The sequence below is a fragment of the Methanomicrobiales archaeon genome (assembly GCA_030019205.1).
Taxonomy (GTDB): Archaea; Halobacteriota; Methanomicrobia; order Methanomicrobiales; family JACTUA01; genus JASEFH01.
Window position 1 is genome coordinate 30,433 of sequence record JASEFH010000002.1, and the last position, 18,154, is coordinate 48,586.

Below are 18,154 nucleotides of genomic sequence, written 5' to 3' on the forward strand. Positions count from 1 at the left end.
GGAGGGCATCCCCGGAATGTGCCGAGGCAGAGAGTTCGGCCCGGGGGAGAGGCTAGATTCGGAGATCGTCGATATAGAGTGCACCTGCGGGATTTTTGACGCGGTAGAACAAGAACGCGTTGATCCGGGAGGGGCGGGAGGCGAGTGCGATGTCGGCGATCTGCTCCCGCACAACGCCAGATGCGTCGAGAACGGTGTAGCTCCAGGTCCCGTCCGCAAGGGAGTAATCGACGACGATGCGATACCATTCACCCTTCATTCGCACGAAAGTGCCAGATTTTAGCATGTCTCCATCTTTGTACTGGAGTTTCATGTTCGTGTACATCTGGAGGGCGATCACCTCGGCGTTCCTGTCGCTCAGGCCGTAGAGGGCCGAACTGGACGAATCTTTCGCGTTGACCCAGAAACTGATGCGGCCTGAATCCGAGTTCGTGAAAACGCGATAGCACTCATTGGAGGGGGTTACGGCGATCTTCAGGGATCGGCTCCCGCGGATCGAGGTATCCGTGGAGAGACTGAACGCCGTCGAGGGTTCATTCTCCGAGGTATGCACATCCGGGAAGAGAGTGGTGTCGCCGAGGGCGGAGTGTGCCAGAGTAAACAGGCCCATCTTCCAGGCAGAGCCTGATTCGACGGCATAGTAGAACCGGACCGGATCTTCTGCCAGGACGAACGTTGCGTCGGTGAAGACCGGGGCCGGAGTATCGAGATCCCTGCCGAAGCCGGAGGTGCTGCTGCGCGGCGTGTTCAGAACGACCCCGACGAACTCGCGGTCCTCCGGGTGGAACAGGGGATTGCAGCACCGGTAAAGCTCCAGAACAGCGTAATCGGACCCCGCGTATTGGTGTGTCACGAGGAGGTAGTACATCTCCCCGACCCGGAAGGGGAAGGGGCAGAACCTCTGCCCGACGAACAGGGGGTTGTCCGGATCGCCCCTCCACTCCCGCAGGTTCGGGGATGTAACCAGCCCCAGTTGGCGCTCCCCGACGCCCCCGTGGCCGGCGCCGCCGTAGTTGTTGACCCAGAGGTGATACACGCCGTCAACCTTCTGGATGCCCCAGGGTTCGGCGCCGCCGCCGGACCAGCCCGTCGCGGGCGGATTCTGATAGACCGGGTTCGCGGGGTCTTTCCTCCAGACCCCTTCGGGGTGCGAGGCGGTGGCAAGACCGACGGCGGTGATGCCCCCGTCGTCGTACCCGCCGTAGATCATGTAGTAGGTTCCACCTTCCTTCCAGACCATCGGGCAATAGACTTTCGTGCTGTCCCACCCGCCGGCGCCGCCCCGGGTCAGGACCAGCGATCTATCGTCCCAGGTTCTGCCGTCGGTCGCCTTGCGAACGTAGATGTTCGCGGCGTAGGAGGTGTAGAGATAATAGGTTCCCCCCTCCCGGTAGGCTGCGCCGAACGTCTCGCCGGCTTCCAACGCCGCAAACGGCGTTGCTGGGTCTATAACGCCTTTGACTACCGCCGATTCGAAATCGTCAGCATAGATCCCCAGCCCCATCGCCGGCGAGGCCAGCAGCACCAGCAGGACTGCAGCCAGATACTTTTTAGCATTCCGGCCAGTAATCATGCCCTCAGCCTCCAGTCACATCAGAGACGAGGTAACCGCCCATTGTGGTCGAAAATCGTCCAGCCCTATCGCCAGGGTGGGAAGAGGTACGGCAGCAGCAGGCGAAACCATGAATGCAACGCTATGCTTCGAGAGATCGCAGAGAGTGGAGGGTGTGGCATCCTGCGGCACGTCGGCAATATCCTGGACGATATTCATCTGGGTTCTATGGGCGCAGACAAAGGTATTAATGTATTGGTCAATGTAAAATTCGCACGGCGCTGCTGGTGCGTCGAGATGCACCAGCACCTCCACTCCACCGGATCCAGGCAAACGGCCGGGTATCAGGGCACGGGCACCGTATCCTCGTGCTCCCTCCCGCAGGATTCCGGGCGGGCGGTCCCTGCATAACCCTTATCCTCTTCTCCGCAGGAGAAGCTATCCGGGGAACGAGCCATGATCCGCCACGCCGCCGTCGCGCTGGAACCGCTGGACGAAGACGACCTGCCCGCCCTGCACGCAATCGTCTCGGAGCCGGAGGTGAACCGCTATCTCGACCTGATCCCGCCCATCCCCCTGCAGAAGACACGCGAGTTCGCCGCCACCGCGACGGCGGGCGGCGGCAGGATCTGGGGCATTCGCGTCGATGGGATGCTGGTCGGGGCCGTCGGGATCCTGCCGGGGGAGCCGGGCACGAAGCTCTCCCACAGCGCCAGCCTCTTCATCTACCTTACTCCCCGCTGCTGGGGCCGGGGCATCGGTTCGGCGGCGCTGCAGGCGGCCCTCGGCGAGGCGGAGAGACTGGGCTTCGAGCGGATCGAGGCGCTGGTCGCGGAGTCGAACGTGCGGGCGCTCGGGCTCTTCCAGCAGAACGGGTTCGCGGTGGAAGGGCGCCTGCGGCGCGCCTTCAAGACGGGATCGGAATACCAGGACCTGATCCTGCTGGCGAAGCTGCTGTAACCATCGATCCGCCTCGATAGGCTCCGGAGCAGAACATGCGTCCTCACCGCCCATGCTACAGTGGCAGGGGAGAGTCACCCCACCGGACTCCGTTCGCTGAAGCGGGTGCGGGTGTCTTTCCCGTCCATATGGCATCCGTCGAACGATGCCGGGAATGCCGTTCTCTCCCCCGCTGACTCTTCGCCTTGGTGTGACAGATCGGGGGCGGGGATTATTCCAAAAAGCGATGTACCGGACGGATACGCGTACTCCCATCCCGCTCACCCCGGAGAGCGATCAATTCGATCGCATGCGCAACGATGAAGGAGGGATCTGTCGCAGCGAGACGTGTCGGGGCAGTGGGGGGAGAGAGGTGCGCCACGAAGAACCCCATAGGTGCGATGGGGGGATATGGAAGGGTACGCAATCCTGAATAGGCATCTGAAACGCCCCGGGGGAACGGGAAGTTCTCCCGCGGAAGCCGACTCGTCACTCTTCCGAGCGGCTCGGGCTGATGCCCCTTCCCCGCTCGGGCTTTGCCATTCCAGCGATACACGCGAATGCCGCTCCGCTGCAACGATTATACACTCCTGCATCCTCACCGGGGACTTCTATAGCCGCTACAAGGAATTCCAGCGCGCTGCAGAATGCCGGAACGCTGCTGTTCATCGCCGGCGCGGTCATCCTCGTGGAGATCATCACTGCCGAAGCCGCGTATCCGGCCTGCAGCACGTCTCGGAACGAGATCGGCGATCGGGGAGCGGGCGCGTCCGCCGAACGGCATCATCGTGCAGCCGGACGCCAGCATCTTCAATGCCACGATGATCGTCACGGGCCTCCTCATTCTCGCGGCCGCCTGGCTCGTTCACCGGGGCTTTCGGGATCCTCCGGCGGCCGTCCTCATCGGCCTGGCGGGCATCGGCGCCGCCGGGGGATCTTCCCCGGCACCACGGGAGTTCCGCACACCCTCTCCGCCCGGATCACCTTCATCGCCGGATGGCCGTCGGCCATTGCCGTCTGCCGGGGGGACTGTGCGCTGTTCCGCTGCATCCCGTTGGCGAGGGGCTGATCGCGCTCGTCACCCTCTTCCTCGCCTGCATCCGGGGCGAGGGGCACCCGCTCATCTTCCCGGGCCCCGGCGGGATGGAGCGCTGGGTGGCCAACCCGATCGTGCTCCGGGAGCTACCCGATGGGAGATGCGGCAAGGTATGAGCCCCTGCGAGCGTGAGCGGCGCCGTATGGCAAGAGACGCGCATCCCGCAGGCTACAGGTCCGGGAGGGTGAATGAGAAAGTCGAACCCTTCTCCGGCTCGGACTGGACCCAGATCCGCCCGCCGTGCCGCTCCACGATCCGTTTTGCAATCGCCAGGCCCATGCCGTTTCCAGGGTAGCGGTCGCGGTGATGCAGCCGCTCGAAGATGACGAAGATCTTCCCGTAGTAGTCCGGGTGAATGCCGATTCCGTTGTCCTTCACCACGAACCGCCATGCTCCCTCCTCGCGGCAGGCGGAGATGCGAATGCGGGGCGGGACGCCCTCCCGCCGGAACTTCAGGGCGTTACCGATCAGGTTCTGGAAGACCGTCCCCAGCTGGAGGTCGTCAGCCCGGACGGTCGGAAGTGGATCGCACTCGACAGTGGCGCCGCTCTCGGCGATCTGGGGCTCCAGGATGGCGAGGGTCTTCTCGATCACCGACCGGATGTCCGTCTCCTGCAGCCGGAGCCCCTGCATGGCCAGCCGGGAGTACTCCAGCAGGTCGTTGATCAGAGCGTTCATCCGGCTTCCGGCCGCGACGATGTTCCGGATATACCGCACCCCCGGTTCGCCCAGCCGGTTCCCGTACTCTGCGTCCAGGAGCTGGGAAAAACTCACGATCGCGCGGAGCGGCTCTTTCAGGTCGTGGGACGAGACGTAGGCGAACCGCTCCAGGTCCTCGTTGGACCGCTTCAGCGTCGCCGCAAAGACCTGCAGTTCATCTTCCACCCTCTTCCGCTCGGTGATATCCCGCAGGAAGACCTGGACTGCGGGCCTGCCCCCGATGAAGGTGCGGCTTCCCCGACCCTCCACCCAGATCGGCGTCCCGTCCAGGCGGAGCACCTGGAGCGGGATTATGGGGGAGACCTCCCCCGCCAGATCGATGCGGATATTCTCGCGGATGGCATCCCGATAATCGGGATGCACGATGCTCATCACGTCCCTGCCGATCAGATCGCCAGTATGCGAGGCGCCCAGCATCTCCATCCCCGCCGGATTGATGTAGACGATCCGCCCGTCCTGGTGCACCAGGATCCCGTCGGGGGAGAGTTCCACGAGGCTGCGGTACTTCTCCTCGCTCTCCCGCAGGGTCGCCTCCATATGTTTGCGCGCTGTGATATCGATCGCCATGGACTGCAGCGCCAGCTCTCCCTCGAAGAGGATCGGCGCGACCGACTGTTCCACCCAGCGGATTCCCCCATCCTTCCGCAGGACGCGGTACTCGATGGATGGAGGAGCAGGAGTTCCCCGGAGGCTGCGTGAGATATGTTCGCGGAGCCGTTCCCGGTCCTCGGGATGGGCCAGGCGGATCACGTCCTCCGTCGAGAAGGAGAGGAGCTCTTCCCGTGAATAGCCGCAGATCTCGAGTGCCCTGCGGTTGGCGAAGACGGGGCCGCTACGGGTGAAGATGGTGAGAGACTGGAGCGATCTGTCCACCAGCAACCGATAGACCTCTTCATGACCGCAGCGATCGGTGATATCCCTCATGTGGACCTGAACCGCGGGGGATCCGTGGATCTCCACAGGCGCGGCGGTCACCTCGACCGGGACATGCTTCCCGCCGGGAAGCGTCATGGGCATCAACAGGGGAGGGAGTATCTCGCCCGCCATGACCTTATGGATGTCGCCCTGGAGGGCGTCCCGCTCCCCCGACGGGAGGACGTCAAGAACCGACCGATCCTTCATATCCCCGATGCCGGTCCCTGTCAGCCGCAGGGCAGAGGGATTGGCGTAGAGGAGCCGGCCATCGCGGTCGTGGACGACGATCGCGTCGGGAGATGCCTCCACGAGGGTGCGGTACAACCGCTCGCTCTCCCGGAGGGCCGCGTTCTGCTCGCGGAGGCGCCGGATCTCCGCTTCGCAATCTGCCGCGAGACCATCCAGCAGTTCCCGCGCTCGGGATTGCCGTGCAGGAGGGATCTCCCGGATGATGTCCTGCAGGCGGTCATGGAGCGCCTCCACCTTCGGCCGAACGTCCTCTGCAGGCATGGATCTTCGCCCTGTCTCCCCCGCTGCACCGTCCCGTGGGCGGAGAGGCTTCAACTATCATATCCATGTGTATACAATTAACTTTCCCCTTTATTCTTCCCTCAGGCGTTCCGGCATGCCCGCACTCGAGACGAGCGCTTCGGGAGGGCCGGCCATGTTCGGGGATGATGCGGCATTCTCCCGGGGCGGCAGGGGATCGCGGGCACGACCGCCTCTTGCCCCTCAAGCACGGGCGGAGGGCGAGAAGGGTCCGCTCCAGCGCCCCTCCGCCGGTGAAATGTCCAAAGGGCGGATCCTGTCAGGCGCGGGCAGGCAGCAGAGGTCGCTCACCGGCGCCTGCATCTCTCCCGCTGCCGGAGATGGGATGGAGAGAGGCATCGGCACCCCGCCTCCCGCGACAGCGGCGCAGCGGGAGCCTGGAGAAGCCGACGATCGCCCGCAAGGGCTCACGGGATGCAGTTCCGTCCTCTCGCATTCGGAGACGTCGCGGATCGCCTATCGCAGAATCATGGAGCCCGGCCGGTCGCACAGCTGGCTGACAGAGATCGATGCGGGGAAAGGATTTTGCCCTTCCGCGGCGGCTTCCCCTGCGAGAGGCGCCAGATCCTTCCTTCGGACGAGGCGATGCAATCGGGGGGGTCCTCGAAGGCGCTCTCCGCCGGATGCGGCAGCGGGCCGCCCCGGGGCCTTCCCGATCGTCGCGGTTGCTTCCTAAATGACGACGCCCGCATCGGTCGTCAGGTAGCCGTCCGGCGCGAAACGGGAGGGATTCCGTTTCGCGCCGGTGCGCGGCCCTGAAGGCCCTCGAGAATTCCTTTCGTTCTCCCGGACCTGCGGAATCCCGGCCGGATCGGGCCGTTCACCGCTTTCCGGGTCGCCACTGTGCCCGGGCGTACCGGAAGGCTCTGGATCGGTGCAGCCGGATCCACCCATCGGCGGGCACGGCGGGCCCGCTATATTGTCAATGATTAATTATTTATAATTTGAGGGTCTACAGAGTCACCGATGTACCTGACCATCCCTTTGCCAGACGGAACGGGTACACACGTCACTGCATCGACCGGAGGTGCCGCAGGGCATGGCAAGCGGCACGCCATTTGCGCATGAACGGCCATATTCTGCATGTTATGGCAGAAAGGGCGTTTTTTTAATAGTTCCAAAAAAGTGGATGATAGCATGAGCGCGGAAGCAGAAAGGCCACGGAGATACCAGGACGTATACACCTGGATAGGGCGGCTGCGGGACCGGAGCCATCCCGATGAGCGGCTCCGTGCCATCGAGGCCCTGGAATCGCTGAACGATCCGAGAGCCGTCGCTCCCCTTGTCGAGGGGCTCAACGACGACGACCCCGAGATCCGGAAGCGGTCAGCACAGGCCCTGCTTCGCCTGCAGAGCGTCCGTGCGGTGGATGCGCTGGTAGAACGGCTGATGGACCAGAACGAGCACTGGATGACCCGGCGTCTGGCCGCAGAGTCCCTGCGGAGGATAAGGGGGGCCCGTGCCCTGGAGGCGCTGGCACAGTTCCAGCCACGGCAGGACCCTGCCGGGGTGCCGACCGGGTCAGGCAAGTAGATCGAGGAGAGCGCCGGTCGGCGAACACCGGGGCATCGCGGCCCGGCGTCCCGTGGATCGGGCCCCCGGTGCGGGAAAACGCCGCCCCGATGATGGTCATCCGTAGGGAGAGCGCACCTGCCGAAAGACAGGCTCCGCCGCCCGGACCGGACCCGGGACGAGATCCGCTCCCGCTCAGGGAGGCCGTCGATTCGCCCCGGCAGGCGGCTCATGATTCTCCTCCCGACAGCCCCGGTCGGATCTCCCCAGACGAAGCAGAAGAAGGCACGGGGCCAGGATCGTCCGCTCGAAATCCCCGAGATCCAGGCTCTCGTTCGGGCCGTGGATGCGGGAGCGGGCGAGATCTTCGCTGCCCCAGAGCACGAACTCCGCATCCGGCACCGCCTGCCGCAGGGTGTGCAGGAGGGGGATCGAGCCCCCGCCCCCGATCTCCTGTACGGGTCTGCCATATGCCGTCTCCATCGCCCATTTTGCCGCCATATGTACGGGCCCCCCGCGAGGACATACGAATCCCCTGGATGCCCGGAACTTCTCCACCTCCACCTGCACGCCCCAGGGAGCGGAGCGGCGGAGGTGCTCCATCAGGTGCTCGAGCTCGCGATCGGCGTCGGCTTCCGGAGCGGTGCGCATGCTGATCCGCGCCCGGGCCGACGGGACCAGGATGTTGGATGCATCCTGGACGCTCGGGGCATCGATTCCCACCACGTCGATCGCAGGCCCGGACCAGAGGCGGGAGGTGATCGTGCCGCTGCCGATCAGGTCGACGCCGTCCAGCAGCCCGGCGGTTCGGCGGTAGAGCTCCTCGGGGAAACCGGCCCCCTCCCAGAGGTGGTTCGTGAGGGCGGGAACCGCCACATCGCCATTCTCGTCATGGAGACTGGCCAGGATCCGGCAGAGAGCGGTCAGAGCATCCGGGGCCGGGCCGCCGAACTCACCGGAGTGGACCGCATGGTCGAGAGTGCGGACCGTGATCGTGCTGCCTGCCTCGCCCCGCAGGGTGGCGGTTAGCGCCGGCTCCCCCGCGGTGAGATTACCCATGTCGGCGATCACGAAGGCGTCGCAGGCGACGAGGTTCGGATTCTCCGCAACGAACCGGGCGAGGGAGTCCGTTGACTCCTCCTCCCCCTCGATCAGCACTTTCACGCCCACGGGAGGGCGGCTCCCGAACGCCCGTATCGTTGCCGCGTGAGTCAGGATCCCGCACTTGTTGTCTGCAGCACCCCGCCCGCACAGCCGCCCGTCCCGCACGAGCGGTGTCCAGGGATCGGTCTCCCAGCCCTGCTCCCGCGGCGCCGGCTGCACGTCGTAGTGAGCGTAGAAGAGCACGGTCGGGGCGCCGGGTGGAGGGCGGATCTCGCCGTACACGGCCGGGTAGCCGTCCGGTATGGGGAGCAGCCGGGCGTTCGGGAGGCCGTATGCCTGCAGGAGGTCCAGGGTCGCGTTCGCCATCCGAAAGACCGGTTCGGGCGGAAAACCGCTGAAAGCCACGGAGGGATGCCGGATCAGCTCGCCCAGATCCTCGATCGCCGCGGGCATCAGAGCATGTATCATTGACCGGAGCGGTTCGGGATCCATCATCCTCCCCCAGCTGCACCCGATAATACCCTGCCCATCGGAAACGAGCAGGAATGCGGAGCCTCTCCGGCACTGCGCGGCGGGATCGACAGCAGGGCAGGGCGTTTCATGCCACGGGCTTCAGGATCCGCTCTCCCACCGGTTGCCACGGTCCGCCGTCGACCGACATCTCTGCCGTCCAGACGATGGCATTGGGGTCGCTGATATCCCAGGTGAAGCGGAGCTGGGCCGGGGTTTCCCGCGCCGAGTACATGACCAGCCGGTCCCCTTCGAACTCCCCGCCGAACAGGAAGGCGACACCGTTGCTGTCCACCCCAACAGCGCGGTATTCCTGGGCCACCATATCCCAGCCGATCAGGAGGCGGGCCTTCCAGGTCAGCATTTTCCTGCCCTGGATGTACTGGTCCTGCTCGAGCTCGCAGGAGAGCCAGAGCCCGTCCAGGATCCACGCGCCCGTCAACCGCCCCTCCGTCTCCATCTCCGGGGATCCGGGACCCGCCGCGTTGGGAGGGATCGTGCCGCTCCACCGGAAGGTGCGGTTGAAGAGCGCCAGAGAGCGCGTCTCGACGCCGGGCGAACAGGGGCGGGGGGTCCACTGCATGCCGGTGAAGGGGCGCGGTTCTGTTGAGCCGTTTGACATCGATCTCACCGGAGAGCCAGTGGTGCTTGCGTGGATATAAACAGTTTGCGATCGGGAGGGATTGCGCTGTATACCCGCGAGGTAGGGAAAAGGCAGTCAGAGCCTCTGCATATCGGAGGCGGGATGCCTCGAAATTGTCCGAATAGCCAAAAAGGCGATGCCGGATCCTTGAGATCGGTAATAGGCATCGTTGTTCGTTTCGATATGGGCGTCGCCCTTCAGGACAGGTCCCCCGGCACCTGCAGGTGCCGGATCGGCGGACTCCGCAGGGCCGGGTGACCGTTCCACCAGTACAGAGGATTATGAAATCCCGTGAACGGCGAGGCTGGGCTAAACACCCGCTCAGCGACGATCGTCGTCATCGTCCCGATCGTCATTTTCGTCGCCTCTTGTTGGACTTCCCGTGGGCAGGGTCCCTGCCGGCGTCGGCAGCGGGGTTGGGATACGGCTCGCCGAGGGGGTGGCGTTCCGGGCCAGCCGGGTCAGGTTCAGCAGCGTGAAGTTCTGGGCTGTCACGTTGAAGGGCACGATCGCGATCCGCCCGTTCGCCGTCTGCTCGGTATCCACGGCCGGATACTCGAAGACGTCCGGCTGGCCGGCATCCCTGTGCAGGATAGCATAGAGCGTATCGGCGGCGACGAGAGTATGGACGGTGACTGTTACGTTGGTCGTGGTTCCATTCTCAACTGCCGTGTAGCCGATTACTCCGCCGGGGTTGCCGAAGAGGTTATTGTGGATCACCAGCCAGCCGCTGCCATTGCTCGTGACCGACTCGACCGCCACAGTTCCCAGGGTGGCATTGCCCGCAATCCTCTGGTCCGCGACGGCGATGGCCGGCGTCACGTTCGCTGTGATGTTCTCCCCCGAAGACGGGGCTGTCACATTCTGGTCACCGACCTGGGCGCAGGCCAGGCCCGCCAGGGAGACCAGTACGGCTGCCATCATTATCCAGCGCAACGATTTCATGCTCATTCTCTCCCGGTCAGGGGAGGGCGTCCGAACGAGAGCCGGGCACGCCCCGTCCTGGAAGCAATCCCCCCCTCTCATCCCGGTCGCCCCCGCAAGGGGGGACCGCTGCACATGCCTGTAAGGGTTTAATAAGTTTCGGGTGCTCCCGCGTCCATGCGGAACCGGAGGTTGCGAGGAGATCGGACGTGATGGCCGGAATTGCAGGGGAAGTCTTCGGCCCGGCTGCCGCAGAGTCCTGATAGCAGGGGTTTAACGGGTTCTCGATCTCCCGCCCGACGGTGCCTGTCCATGGTCAGGAGGCCCGAAGAACTCGTCGAGATGCCGGAAGAGCGGCACACGGTCCCGATAGCCACCGCGGGGGAGGCTGGACAGCCGAACGTGACTCCCAAGTACTGCATGGTTCGCGGCGAGGAGACCCGGATTCTCAACGAACTCTGCGTCCGCCAGACGTACGAGAACCTGAAGGAGGCTTCTGCCCCCTTCCGTGCTGCGAATCTCCAGTAACCGGTGGAGGATGACGGATGGGGCTAGGGGCCGTTCTGCGCTGCTGAGTTCGAACCAGACCGCCGTCCCGTCATCGCCCCGCTTTCGATTCCGCAAATCCCGCGGCGATCTCCCATCCCTCATTTTCTGGGAGATGCATTCCTCCCCCTATTCCACGATGAAATCCCCGTTCATCTGCTCCGGATGGACATCGCACTGGAAATAGTAGGTGCCGGGCTCCTCCGGAGCCGTGAAGGTGTACTCGATCGCAGCGGGTCCGGTCACGATCTGGCCCTGGAAGATGGGATCCCGGGCGGTGGAGTCCTCGTACACGGCGAGATTGTGCGGGATGCCGTCATCCCGGTTGTCGAAGTTGATCGTCACCTCGGCTCCTGCGGGCACCGTGATAGTATCCGTATCGAAGGCCATATTATCGGCCGCGATGTTCAGGGTCACGGTCTGGTTCTCGCCGCCGGGCACGGGGGTGGCTGTCGTTGTGGTGGTGGGCGCGGTTGTTTCGATGGTGGTGGGAACGGTTGCAGTCTCTGCAGGCGTGGTGGCGGGAACCGTGGTGATTGTTCCTGCCGGTGTTGTCGCAGGAACAGTGGTCAGCGGCGCTGTCACGTTCTGGCCGCCCGGCACGGTGCATCCGGCAACAAGGATCGCGCACGCCAGGAGCACCAGGGATACGAGGAGTGTCTGTCTCGGTCGCATGGAGCGGGCATAGGATGAAGGACGTATTTCAACTTTATCCCCGGCAATTGGAATCTTGGCCAATCCCCCCTATGAGGGCATGCCGCTCTTACTGGTTGAACCTCCGATAGAGCCTGTCCGCTGCGAACTGGAAGGTAAGGACGAATGCCAGGAGTACGAGAAAATCCGTAATCGGCCCGAATCGGGAGGCGCCCTGGTAAGCATACTGTATCATGTCGTTTCCATAGGTGAGCGGAGAAAGGAGCGCGATAGCCTGCCCGGCCGCGGGCATGGACTCCAGGGGGATGAAGACCCCGGAGACGAAGATGAGCGGCAGCCGCACCAGATTCAGCAGGGACATCACCTCTCCCACGTTCTCAGTCGGATAGGCAGCAAAAAGGGTTCCCATCGTGGCGAAGCAGAATGCCGTCAGCACCATGCCCAGGCCCAGCAGGACGCCTGACAAGATTGGCGTTCGGAACAGCAGGAGGCCAATCACAAGCGGCAGGGCGGCGATGCCAAGGCTGTACAGGAACCCGGAGAGGCTTTCGCCCAGCACGAGGGCATGGAAGGAGATAGGGGCGGAGAGAAGACGGTCAAAGGTCTTCACCCGCCGCTCGATGGGGATCGAGACCGGCTCGATGGACGAGGCCGAGAAGAGGAGGGTGATCGCGATCAACCCCGGAATGAGCATACCCGGCGGAGCGTTCCTCCCGCTGGCGAAGGCGAGGAACATGAAGAGAGGGAAGAGAAGCCCCGAAACGATGATGTTGGGTTTGAGGTAGTAGGTGCGCATGTCCTTCCGGGCAATCGCCCAGGCAGCGGCGAGCTCGCGGTGCAGGCGGGCAAGGGAGCCGGAAAGGTTAATCGATGGCACGGATGCCGGCCTCCCCCCGCTGCAGTCCGGTCAGGCGGATGAAGACATCCTCCAGGCTCGGGCGAAGCGTGGCGATGCTGATCACCCGCAGGTGATTCCGGCGGGCGTACCCCAGGATCTCCAGAAGCACGCTAGAGGGATCCTCCGTGAAGAGCCGGAACTTGTCGCCCTCCTTTCGGACTTCATTCACGCGGGGAAGCATCTGGAGCTCGACCGAGCGTGCGGGGTCGCTTCGGTCGAACGCGACCTCGATCGACTGGACAATCTGGATCGTTCGCTTCAGCCGCTCCGGTGTATCGATGGCGGCGATCTGCCCGTGGTTGATGATCGCCACGCGATCGCACATCAGGTTTGCCTCCTCGATGTTATGCGTCGTGAGAAAGACGGTCACCCCCTGCTGAGCCAGATCCCCGATGACCGTGCGGATGATCAGGTTGCTCTCGACGTCGAGCCCGGAGGTGGGCTCGTCTAAAAAGAGGAGCCGGGGGTTGTTCACAAGACCCATGGCGATCGTAAGCCGCCGTTTCATCCCCTTGGAGAACTCCCGCGCCCGGTCGTGGCGGCGTGCATGCAGCCCGAAGGTGCGGAGCAGCGTTTCGGTACGCTCCTCACGCTCGATACGGCCTACATGGTAGAGCTCGGCCGTAAAGATCATGTTCTGCCAGGCGGTGAGATCGTCGTAGACGTTGGAGGTCTCGGGGACGATCCCCATGCACTGCCGGGCGAAGAGCATCTCCCGCTGGATATCATGGCCGAAGATCGAGGCCGATCCCGAGGTCGGGCGGGTGATCCCGGTCAGGATGCGGATGGTGGTGGTCTTTCCGGCCCCGTTCGGGCCCAGGTATCCAAAGATCTCCCCGGCCCGGACGGAGAAGTTCACGTCCTGCAGGGCGACCACGCGGTCGAACCTCTTGGTGAGATGTGCAACCTCGATGGCATCCATGCACTTAAAAGTTCTATACCGGAAAGCCGTAAATACCCTTTGAGCGCCACCCGGCAAAGGATGGTCTTTACTCACGGGAGGGCTCCATGAGCGCATAGGATAGAGCGAGGTTGCCGGCATCGGGCGATGGCGAGTATCCGTGGCGTATCGATCCAGCAGCATCCTTCCGGGCCGTGCGAGAGTGCCCCTACCGCAGTGAGAGGACGATTCCGCGGCGCCCATGGATTGCCGCAAGCCGGATGCCCCCCCGTTCTCCTACCGCGATGCAGGCGACCGGGCGTGAAGCCCGGTCGTCTCACTCGTCCCGATACCCGTCCGAAAGCGCCCGTCCCCGGAGCGGGATAGAATCAGGCAGTCTTCGAGAAGTTCACGCCGCGGTCGCGTAGTGGAATCAGCGGTGGGGGGAACATCGGCTACCAAATCCCATAACCTATCCCCTCCTGATCGATCGGCGGCTTCACTACCTGTCAGTAAAACCTGCCCCAAGAGTTAAATATCCGGTCACCGTTAACCCCCGCGGGCGAATACATGGCGTACTACTATACGACGGGCAACTTCTGGTTTGGCGTGATCGTAGGCTGGGTCGTGATGGTCCTCTTAAACATCTGGGTCCCCGTGCTGGGGCCCATCCTGGGCGGTCTGGCCGCCGGGCTGATCGCCGGGCGGGGAGCGGGCAACGGAGCTCTGGCGGGGCTGATCGCGGGGGTGCTGGGAGCCATCATCGTCGCGATCTTCCTGGTGCTCGGGATCACCCTGCTGACTGCAGGCATCGACTTCCTGAATATCGGAGGCATCCAGACCATCACAGGGCTCGCAGCAGCCGTGGTCCTCTCCATCCTCGTCCTCGGCTACATGGCCATCCTGGGCCTGATCGGCGGGGCGATTGGGGGAGCGATCCGCCCGTAACCGGATTGACCTGAAAAAGTATCGGACCCTCTCCGGGCTATTCGGAGGTGCCGCTCCCCGGGCAGAAGGCCTGCGGTCGGGTATCCGGGTCCCGGAGGTACTCCAGGATCCGTTCGATCGCTTCGGTATTCCGGGGAAGGCGAACGTGGCAGTAGCGGCCGGGGGCGCAGGCGAGCTCCGCCGGGTCCGCGGGAAGGATGTCGAACCCGGCGCCGCTCAGATACGAGTCCGAGTGCGGCACGACGCCGTCTCCATGGTAGGTCAGCCGCCAGGCGCCGCCGGGAGCGATCTCCCAGGTCCGTCCACCGAAGCAGGGAAAAAGGTCGGGCGTGGCCGTGCGGTTGGCGGCGAGGATCATGCGGTAGGCGACATCGTCGCGGGTGCCGGCGTCCCGCAGGCGGGCCATCGCGCGGCTCTTCGGACGGAAGTCCTGGACAATAGGGTCCCGGGAGGGATCGTAGCCAGCCGGCACGAAGACCCCGGCCAGCTGCCGGATGATCGCCTCGCCGTGTTCGGGATCATGGAAGAGTTCGGCCATCGAGGAGCCGTTGTTCGGGGATCCGATCTGGATCAGCTGCCGGACCGGCTCGCTTCGGGCATCCCCGTCCAGCACCTCGAGCAGGTATCGGGCGATGACACCTCCCATCGAGTGGCAGACCATGTCCAGGGGGCCGCTGTATCCCCGCTCCTCCCGCCGCGTTGCGACGTACTCCTGCAGTGCAGCGGCAACATCGTGGAGGGGCGCATCCCGCATCCCCGCATGGCTGAAGTTCCAGCACTCGAGCGACTCCTGCCCCAGACGGGGTATGAGCCGGTTCCAGATGCCGGGGTGGCTCTTCCAGCCGTGCACCAGGACAACGGGAATGCCTCGGGGACACATGCAGGAGAAACGTTGGGCTTCAGCCCATTTGGCTTTTTTCATACCGGCAGCCCCTCAACCCCGCCCCAAGGTGCTGCTTTGCTGCCCCCTCGCCTGCATGAGGCCGCATGAAAGACAGGCCCTCTTCTCGGTCACGGGCTTTCCCGGCCCGGTGAGCGACAGCGACCGAATGCCGTGTATGCGGCGGATCCATCGAGACGGGAGTGAACGGCTGCTGCAATCAGGCCACCATATGTCGATGCCGGATGCATGGGGGGAGGGGGCGGATAAGTTAAATAACCTGTAGAGACGGAGGGGAGAGCATGGAGATCGTAAAGATACCCAGGATGGAGAAACAGGACTACGATCGGCTCATACGGGACAACTACATGAGCCGGATCGCGTTCCGGGGAGAGGAATTCCCGTACATGGCCCCCTTCCTGTACGTCTTTGACGGACGCTACCTCTACTTCCTGCCGACCAAATACGGGAAGAAGATAGAGCTCTATAAAAACGACCCATCCGTGATCGTGGAGATCGAACAATATGCACCGGACCTTTCCAGCTACCACTTCGTCACACTGCAGGGGGAGCTTGCCGAGGTGACGGGGGAGGACGCAAAGCGGGCGATCAAGGAGCGTTTTGTTGCCCGGATCAAGGAGAAGCGGATCTCGAAGAAGTTCCTGGCCGCGCTCGGACACTCCCCCGCAGAGCCCGTCGAAGCCCTCCTCCACGGCGATCGCACCCTCGTATGGAAGCTGACCAACGTCCGGGAGATCGTGGCCCTCAAAAACCCCTGACGCAAAACGCCACCCCCGCGATACGAAAAGCGCACATGCGATCATGACCGGCCAGAACTTCTTCCGCCCCGATATCGAGACGCTGGAGAGGGACGCCCTCGACGCCCTGATCGATGAGCGGATCCGCTATACCGTTGCCTACGCGAACGAACACTCTCCTTTCTACCGCTCCTGGTTCCGGACACATCAGATCAACCCGGCAGAGATCCGCACGCACGAGGATCTCCTGACCTTGCCCATCATCTCGGGGTCCGATATCCGCAGGCACCAGCCGCCGGAGACGGAGGAGTTCGAGTTCCGCAGCGCCGACTGGGAGGATCTCTTCACCATCCACGAGACGAGCGGGACCAGCGGGACGCCCAAGAGCTTCTTTCTGACCTGGCAGGACTGGGAGCGGTACGCGGAGAAGTACGCCCGGATCTTCGCCTCGCAGGGATTCGTTCGGGGGGACAGGATCATCATCTGCGCCTCGTACGGCATGAACGTCGGGGCGAACACCATGACGCTCGCCGCACGGGACCTCGGGGTCACCATCGTTCCCACGGGGAAGTGCTCCTTCCCCTCCCGCATCCTCCGCAGCTACCGCCCGACCGGGATCGTCGCGAGTGTCTTCAAGCTGATCCACCTGGCCCGCCAGCTCCGGCTCGACGGCATCGACCCCCGCGACACCACCCTGGAGAGGCTGGTGGTGGGCGGAGAGGCCTTTGCCGACGAGGCGAGAGACTTCGTCGCCGAACTCTGGGGCGTCGACGCCTACAACACCTACGGCAGCACCGAGGGGACGATGTGCGGGGAGTGCGTCCAGCGAGCCGGGCTGCACGTGCCGGAGGATCTGGTCCACATGGACATCTACGACATGTCGACGCACCGCTTCGTGGCGGACGGGGAGTGCGGGCGGATCGTACTCACCACGCTCCTCCCCATCGGGGCGAAGGCAGGGATGCTGCTCCTGAACTACGACACCGAGGACACCTCTGTCGTCCTCTCGCGGGAGAAGTGCCCCTGCGGGAGAACCCATATGCGGATCTACAACCCCCAGCGGGAGGCGGAGACCTTCTGGATCCGGGAGACGCCCGTCAATCGCGTGGACATCGAGCGCGGAGTCTTCCAGCGGGAGAACATGGACTACCTGACGGGGGAGTACGAGGCATTCCTGTATCCGGGGGAGGACCCCGATGCGACCGTCCTGCAGGTGAGCATGGAGAGCAGCGACCCGGCGAGCTGCAACCGGGACCTGATCTCGGAGAACTTCGCCCGATCCTTCTTCCACTGGAAGCCGGAGCTTAAAAAGCAATATCAGGAGGGGCTCTTTACGATCGCATTCAACTTCACGGCCCCACGCGAACTGGAGCTCTACAGCCTCTCCGGGCGGCCGAAGAGGCTCGCGGACCGCCGCTGAACGGGCGGAAGGTGCAGGACGCCCACTCATATACCGGTAAGTCCACAATACTACCGGCATGATCCTTCAGCAGGCCTTCTACGAGCAGGATACCGTAGGCGTCGCAAAGCAGCTCCTCGGGTGCTACCTGGTGCACCTGGAGGGTGAACGGACCGCGATCGGGCGAATCGTCGAGACGGAGGCCTACCTGGAGAAGGATCCGGCGGCCCACTCCTATCGGGGGATGACGCGGCGGAACAGCGTCATGTTCGGCCCCGTCGGGCACGCTTACGTCTACCTCATCTACGGGCTGCACACCTGCATCAACGCCGTCAGCGGGCGGGAGGGCGCCGGGGAGGCGGTGCTGATCCGTGCCCTGGAGCCGCTCGAGGGGGTCGCCTGGATGCAGCAGCGGAGGGGCGTCGAGAAGATACCGCTCCTCTGCAACGGGCCGGGGAAGCTGACGGAGGCCCTCGGAATCTCGCTTGCCTGCAACGGGATACCGCTCTACGAAGGTCCGATACAGATCTGGGGAAGGGACAGCCTGCCGATCCACCGAATGGCGGAGATGCCCCCGATCGTGCAGACGACCCGCATCGGGATCACGAAGGCGGCAGAGCGGCCTCTGCGGTTCTACCTGGCAGGGAACCGGTTCGTCTCGCGGCGCGAACGCTGACCCGTGCAGAGTTCCCTCGTTCATCCGGGAGAAGGCCGCCGGCAAAAGATA

The 18,154-nt window shown here is 64.1% G+C and carries 19 protein-coding genes; 8 read left to right on the forward strand and 11 right to left on the reverse strand.

Going from position 1 to position 18,154, the window contains the following annotated elements; genetic code table 11:
- Positions 1-52: 52 nt before the first annotated feature.
- Together QMC96_01605 and QMC96_01610 are read right to left on the reverse strand one after the other, a co-directional pair.
- Complete coding sequence (locus QMC96_01605; protein MDI6875448.1) at positions 53-1,573, reverse strand: family 43 glycosylhydrolase; 1,521 nt, start codon at positions 1,571-1,573, stop codon at positions 53-55.
- 15 nt (positions 1,574-1,588) lie between these two features.
- Entirely contained in the window at positions 1,589-1,771 is a 183-nt protein-coding gene (locus QMC96_01610) for a hypothetical protein (GenBank protein ID MDI6875449.1), read from the reverse strand.
- A gap of 237 nt (positions 1,772-2,008) precedes the next feature.
- Between QMC96_01610 and QMC96_01615 the strand changes: the two genes are divergently transcribed.
- Positions 2,009-2,512, forward strand: coding sequence for a GNAT family N-acetyltransferase (locus tag QMC96_01615; protein ID MDI6875450.1), 504 nt, complete (start codon positions 2,009-2,011; stop codon positions 2,510-2,512).
- Between the two features lie 577 nt (positions 2,513-3,089).
- On the opposite strand, the gene QMC96_01620 is transcribed toward QMC96_01615, so the two are convergent.
- Positions 3,090-3,323 carry a hypothetical protein gene (locus QMC96_01620; GenBank protein MDI6875451.1) on the reverse strand — a complete coding sequence of 78 codons (234 nt, stop codon included), beginning with the start codon at positions 3,321-3,323 and terminating at the stop codon, positions 3,090-3,092.
- A gap of 164 nt (positions 3,324-3,487) precedes the next feature.
- On the opposite strand from QMC96_01620, the gene QMC96_01625 reads away from it, so the two are divergent.
- Positions 3,488-3,703: a hypothetical protein gene (locus QMC96_01625; GenBank protein ID MDI6875452.1), complete on the forward strand. Its 216-nt coding sequence runs from the start codon at positions 3,488-3,490 to the stop codon at positions 3,701-3,703.
- A 52-nt stretch (positions 3,704-3,755) separates the two neighbouring features.
- On the opposite strand, the gene QMC96_01630 is transcribed toward QMC96_01625, so the two are convergent.
- Positions 3,756-5,732: a PAS domain S-box protein gene (locus tag QMC96_01630; GenBank protein ID MDI6875453.1), complete on the reverse strand. Its 1,977-nt coding sequence runs from the start codon at positions 5,730-5,732 to the stop codon at positions 3,756-3,758.
- A 1,176-nt stretch (positions 5,733-6,908) separates the two neighbouring features.
- On the opposite strand from QMC96_01630, the gene QMC96_01635 reads away from it, so the two are divergent.
- Positions 6,909-7,304, forward strand: a complete 396-nt coding sequence (locus QMC96_01635) for a HEAT repeat domain-containing protein (protein ID MDI6875454.1) — start codon at positions 6,909-6,911, stop codon at positions 7,302-7,304.
- A gap of 174 nt (positions 7,305-7,478) precedes the next feature.
- On the opposite strand, the gene QMC96_01640 is transcribed toward QMC96_01635, so the two are convergent.
- The 3 genes from QMC96_01640 to QMC96_01650 form a co-directional block, all read right to left on the reverse strand.
- On the reverse strand, positions 7,479-8,879 hold the full coding sequence (locus tag QMC96_01640; GenBank protein MDI6875455.1) for a M20/M25/M40 family metallo-hydrolase: 1,401 nt from the start codon (positions 8,877-8,879) through the stop codon (positions 7,479-7,481).
- A gap of 106 nt (positions 8,880-8,985) precedes the next feature.
- On the reverse strand, positions 8,986-9,519 hold the full coding sequence (locus QMC96_01645) for a DUF1579 family protein (protein ID MDI6875456.1): 534 nt from the start codon (positions 9,517-9,519) through the stop codon (positions 8,986-8,988).
- Between the two features lie 342 nt (positions 9,520-9,861).
- Positions 9,862-10,485, reverse strand: coding sequence for a hypothetical protein (locus tag QMC96_01650; protein ID MDI6875457.1), 624 nt, complete (start codon positions 10,483-10,485; stop codon positions 9,862-9,864).
- A 291-nt stretch (positions 10,486-10,776) separates the two neighbouring features.
- Here QMC96_01650 and QMC96_01655 point away from each other — a divergent pair, with 291 nt between their 5' ends.
- Entirely contained in the window at positions 10,777-10,992 is a 216-nt protein-coding gene (locus QMC96_01655; GenBank protein MDI6875458.1) for a pyridoxamine 5'-phosphate oxidase family protein, read from the forward strand.
- Between the two features lie 147 nt (positions 10,993-11,139).
- On the opposite strand, the gene QMC96_01660 is transcribed toward QMC96_01655, so the two are convergent.
- The 3 genes from QMC96_01660 to QMC96_01670 all read right to left on the reverse strand — a co-directional run bounded on the left by QMC96_01660 (position 11,140) and on the right by QMC96_01670 (position 13,484).
- A complete protein-coding gene (locus QMC96_01660) occupies positions 11,140-11,685 on the reverse strand; it encodes a cupredoxin domain-containing protein (GenBank protein MDI6875459.1) in 546 nt (181 codons plus the stop codon).
- 88 nt (positions 11,686-11,773) lie between these two features.
- Complete coding sequence (locus QMC96_01665; GenBank protein ID MDI6875460.1) at positions 11,774-12,541, reverse strand: ABC transporter permease; 768 nt, start codon at positions 12,539-12,541, stop codon at positions 11,774-11,776.
- Positions 12,528-13,484: an ATP-binding cassette domain-containing protein gene (locus QMC96_01670; GenBank protein ID MDI6875461.1), complete on the reverse strand. Its 957-nt coding sequence runs from the start codon at positions 13,482-13,484 to the stop codon at positions 12,528-12,530. The genes QMC96_01665 and QMC96_01670 overlap by 14 nt, the downstream gene beginning before the upstream one ends.
- A gap of 528 nt (positions 13,485-14,012) precedes the next feature.
- On the opposite strand from QMC96_01670, the gene QMC96_01675 reads away from it, so the two are divergent.
- Positions 14,013-14,390, forward strand: a complete 378-nt coding sequence (locus QMC96_01675; protein ID MDI6875462.1) for a DUF5518 domain-containing protein — start codon at positions 14,013-14,015, stop codon at positions 14,388-14,390.
- A gap of 37 nt (positions 14,391-14,427) precedes the next feature.
- Here QMC96_01675 and QMC96_01680 read toward each other — a convergent pair whose 3' ends face one another.
- Entirely contained in the window at positions 14,428-15,270 is an 843-nt protein-coding gene (locus QMC96_01680; GenBank protein MDI6875463.1) for an alpha/beta fold hydrolase, read from the reverse strand.
- Between the two features lie 302 nt (positions 15,271-15,572).
- Here QMC96_01680 and QMC96_01685 point away from each other — a divergent pair, with 302 nt between their 5' ends.
- Genes QMC96_01685 through QMC96_01695 form a run of 3 tightly spaced genes read left to right on the forward strand, consistent with a single transcriptional unit; the run spans position 15,573 to position 18,103 of the window.
- Positions 15,573-16,049 (forward strand): pyridoxamine 5'-phosphate oxidase family protein, encoded by a 477-nt coding sequence (locus QMC96_01685; protein ID MDI6875464.1) that lies wholly within the window; start codon positions 15,573-15,575, stop codon positions 16,047-16,049.
- Between the two features lie 43 nt (positions 16,050-16,092).
- Entirely contained in the window at positions 16,093-17,448 is a 1,356-nt protein-coding gene (gene ftsA / locus QMC96_01690; GenBank protein MDI6875465.1) for a coenzyme F390 synthetase, read from the forward strand.
- A 58-nt stretch (positions 17,449-17,506) separates the two neighbouring features.
- Positions 17,507-18,103 carry a DNA-3-methyladenine glycosylase gene (locus tag QMC96_01695; GenBank protein MDI6875466.1) on the forward strand — a complete coding sequence of 199 codons (597 nt, stop codon included), beginning with the start codon at positions 17,507-17,509 and terminating at the stop codon, positions 18,101-18,103.
- Positions 18,104-18,154 lie beyond the last annotated feature (51 nt).

Coding starts and splice junctions, on each gene's coding strand:
- QMC96_01605 (MDI6875448.1), bottom strand. CDS start 1,573: ATGATTACTGGCCGGAATGCTAAAAAGTATCTGGCTGCAGTCCTGCTG.
- QMC96_01610 (MDI6875449.1), bottom strand. CDS start 1,771: ATGAATATCGTCCAGGATATTGCCGACGTGCCGCAGGATGCCACACCC.
- QMC96_01615 (MDI6875450.1), top strand. CDS start 2,009: ATGATCCGCCACGCCGCCGTCGCGCTGGAACCGCTGGACGAAGACGAC.
- QMC96_01625 (MDI6875452.1), top strand. CDS start 3,488: ATGGCCGTCGGCCATTGCCGTCTGCCGGGGGGACTGTGCGCTGTTCCG.
- QMC96_01630 (MDI6875453.1), bottom strand. CDS start 5,732: ATGCCTGCAGAGGACGTTCGGCCGAAGGTGGAGGCGCTCCATGACCGC.
- QMC96_01635 (MDI6875454.1), top strand. CDS start 6,909: ATGAGCGCGGAAGCAGAAAGGCCACGGAGATACCAGGACGTATACACC.
- QMC96_01640 (MDI6875455.1), bottom strand. CDS start 8,879: ATGGATCCCGAACCGCTCCGGTCAATGATACATGCTCTGATGCCCGCG.
- QMC96_01645 (MDI6875456.1), bottom strand. CDS start 9,519: ATGTCAAACGGCTCAACAGAACCGCGCCCCTTCACCGGCATGCAGTGG.
- QMC96_01650 (MDI6875457.1), bottom strand. CDS start 10,485: ATGAAATCGTTGCGCTGGATAATGATGGCAGCCGTACTGGTCTCCCTG.
- QMC96_01655 (MDI6875458.1), top strand. CDS start 10,777: ATGGTCAGGAGGCCCGAAGAACTCGTCGAGATGCCGGAAGAGCGGCAC.
- QMC96_01660 (MDI6875459.1), bottom strand. CDS start 11,685: ATGCGACCGAGACAGACACTCCTCGTATCCCTGGTGCTCCTGGCGTGC.
- QMC96_01670 (MDI6875461.1), bottom strand. CDS start 13,484: ATGGATGCCATCGAGGTTGCACATCTCACCAAGAGGTTCGACCGCGTG.
- QMC96_01675 (MDI6875462.1), top strand. CDS start 14,013: ATGGCGTACTACTATACGACGGGCAACTTCTGGTTTGGCGTGATCGTA.
- QMC96_01680 (MDI6875463.1), bottom strand. CDS start 15,270: ATGTGTCCCCGAGGCATTCCCGTTGTCCTGGTGCACGGCTGGAAGAGC.
- QMC96_01685 (MDI6875464.1), top strand. CDS start 15,573: ATGGAGATCGTAAAGATACCCAGGATGGAGAAACAGGACTACGATCGG.
- ftsA (MDI6875465.1), top strand. CDS start 16,093: ATGACCGGCCAGAACTTCTTCCGCCCCGATATCGAGACGCTGGAGAGG.
- QMC96_01695 (MDI6875466.1), top strand. CDS start 17,507: ATGATCCTTCAGCAGGCCTTCTACGAGCAGGATACCGTAGGCGTCGCA.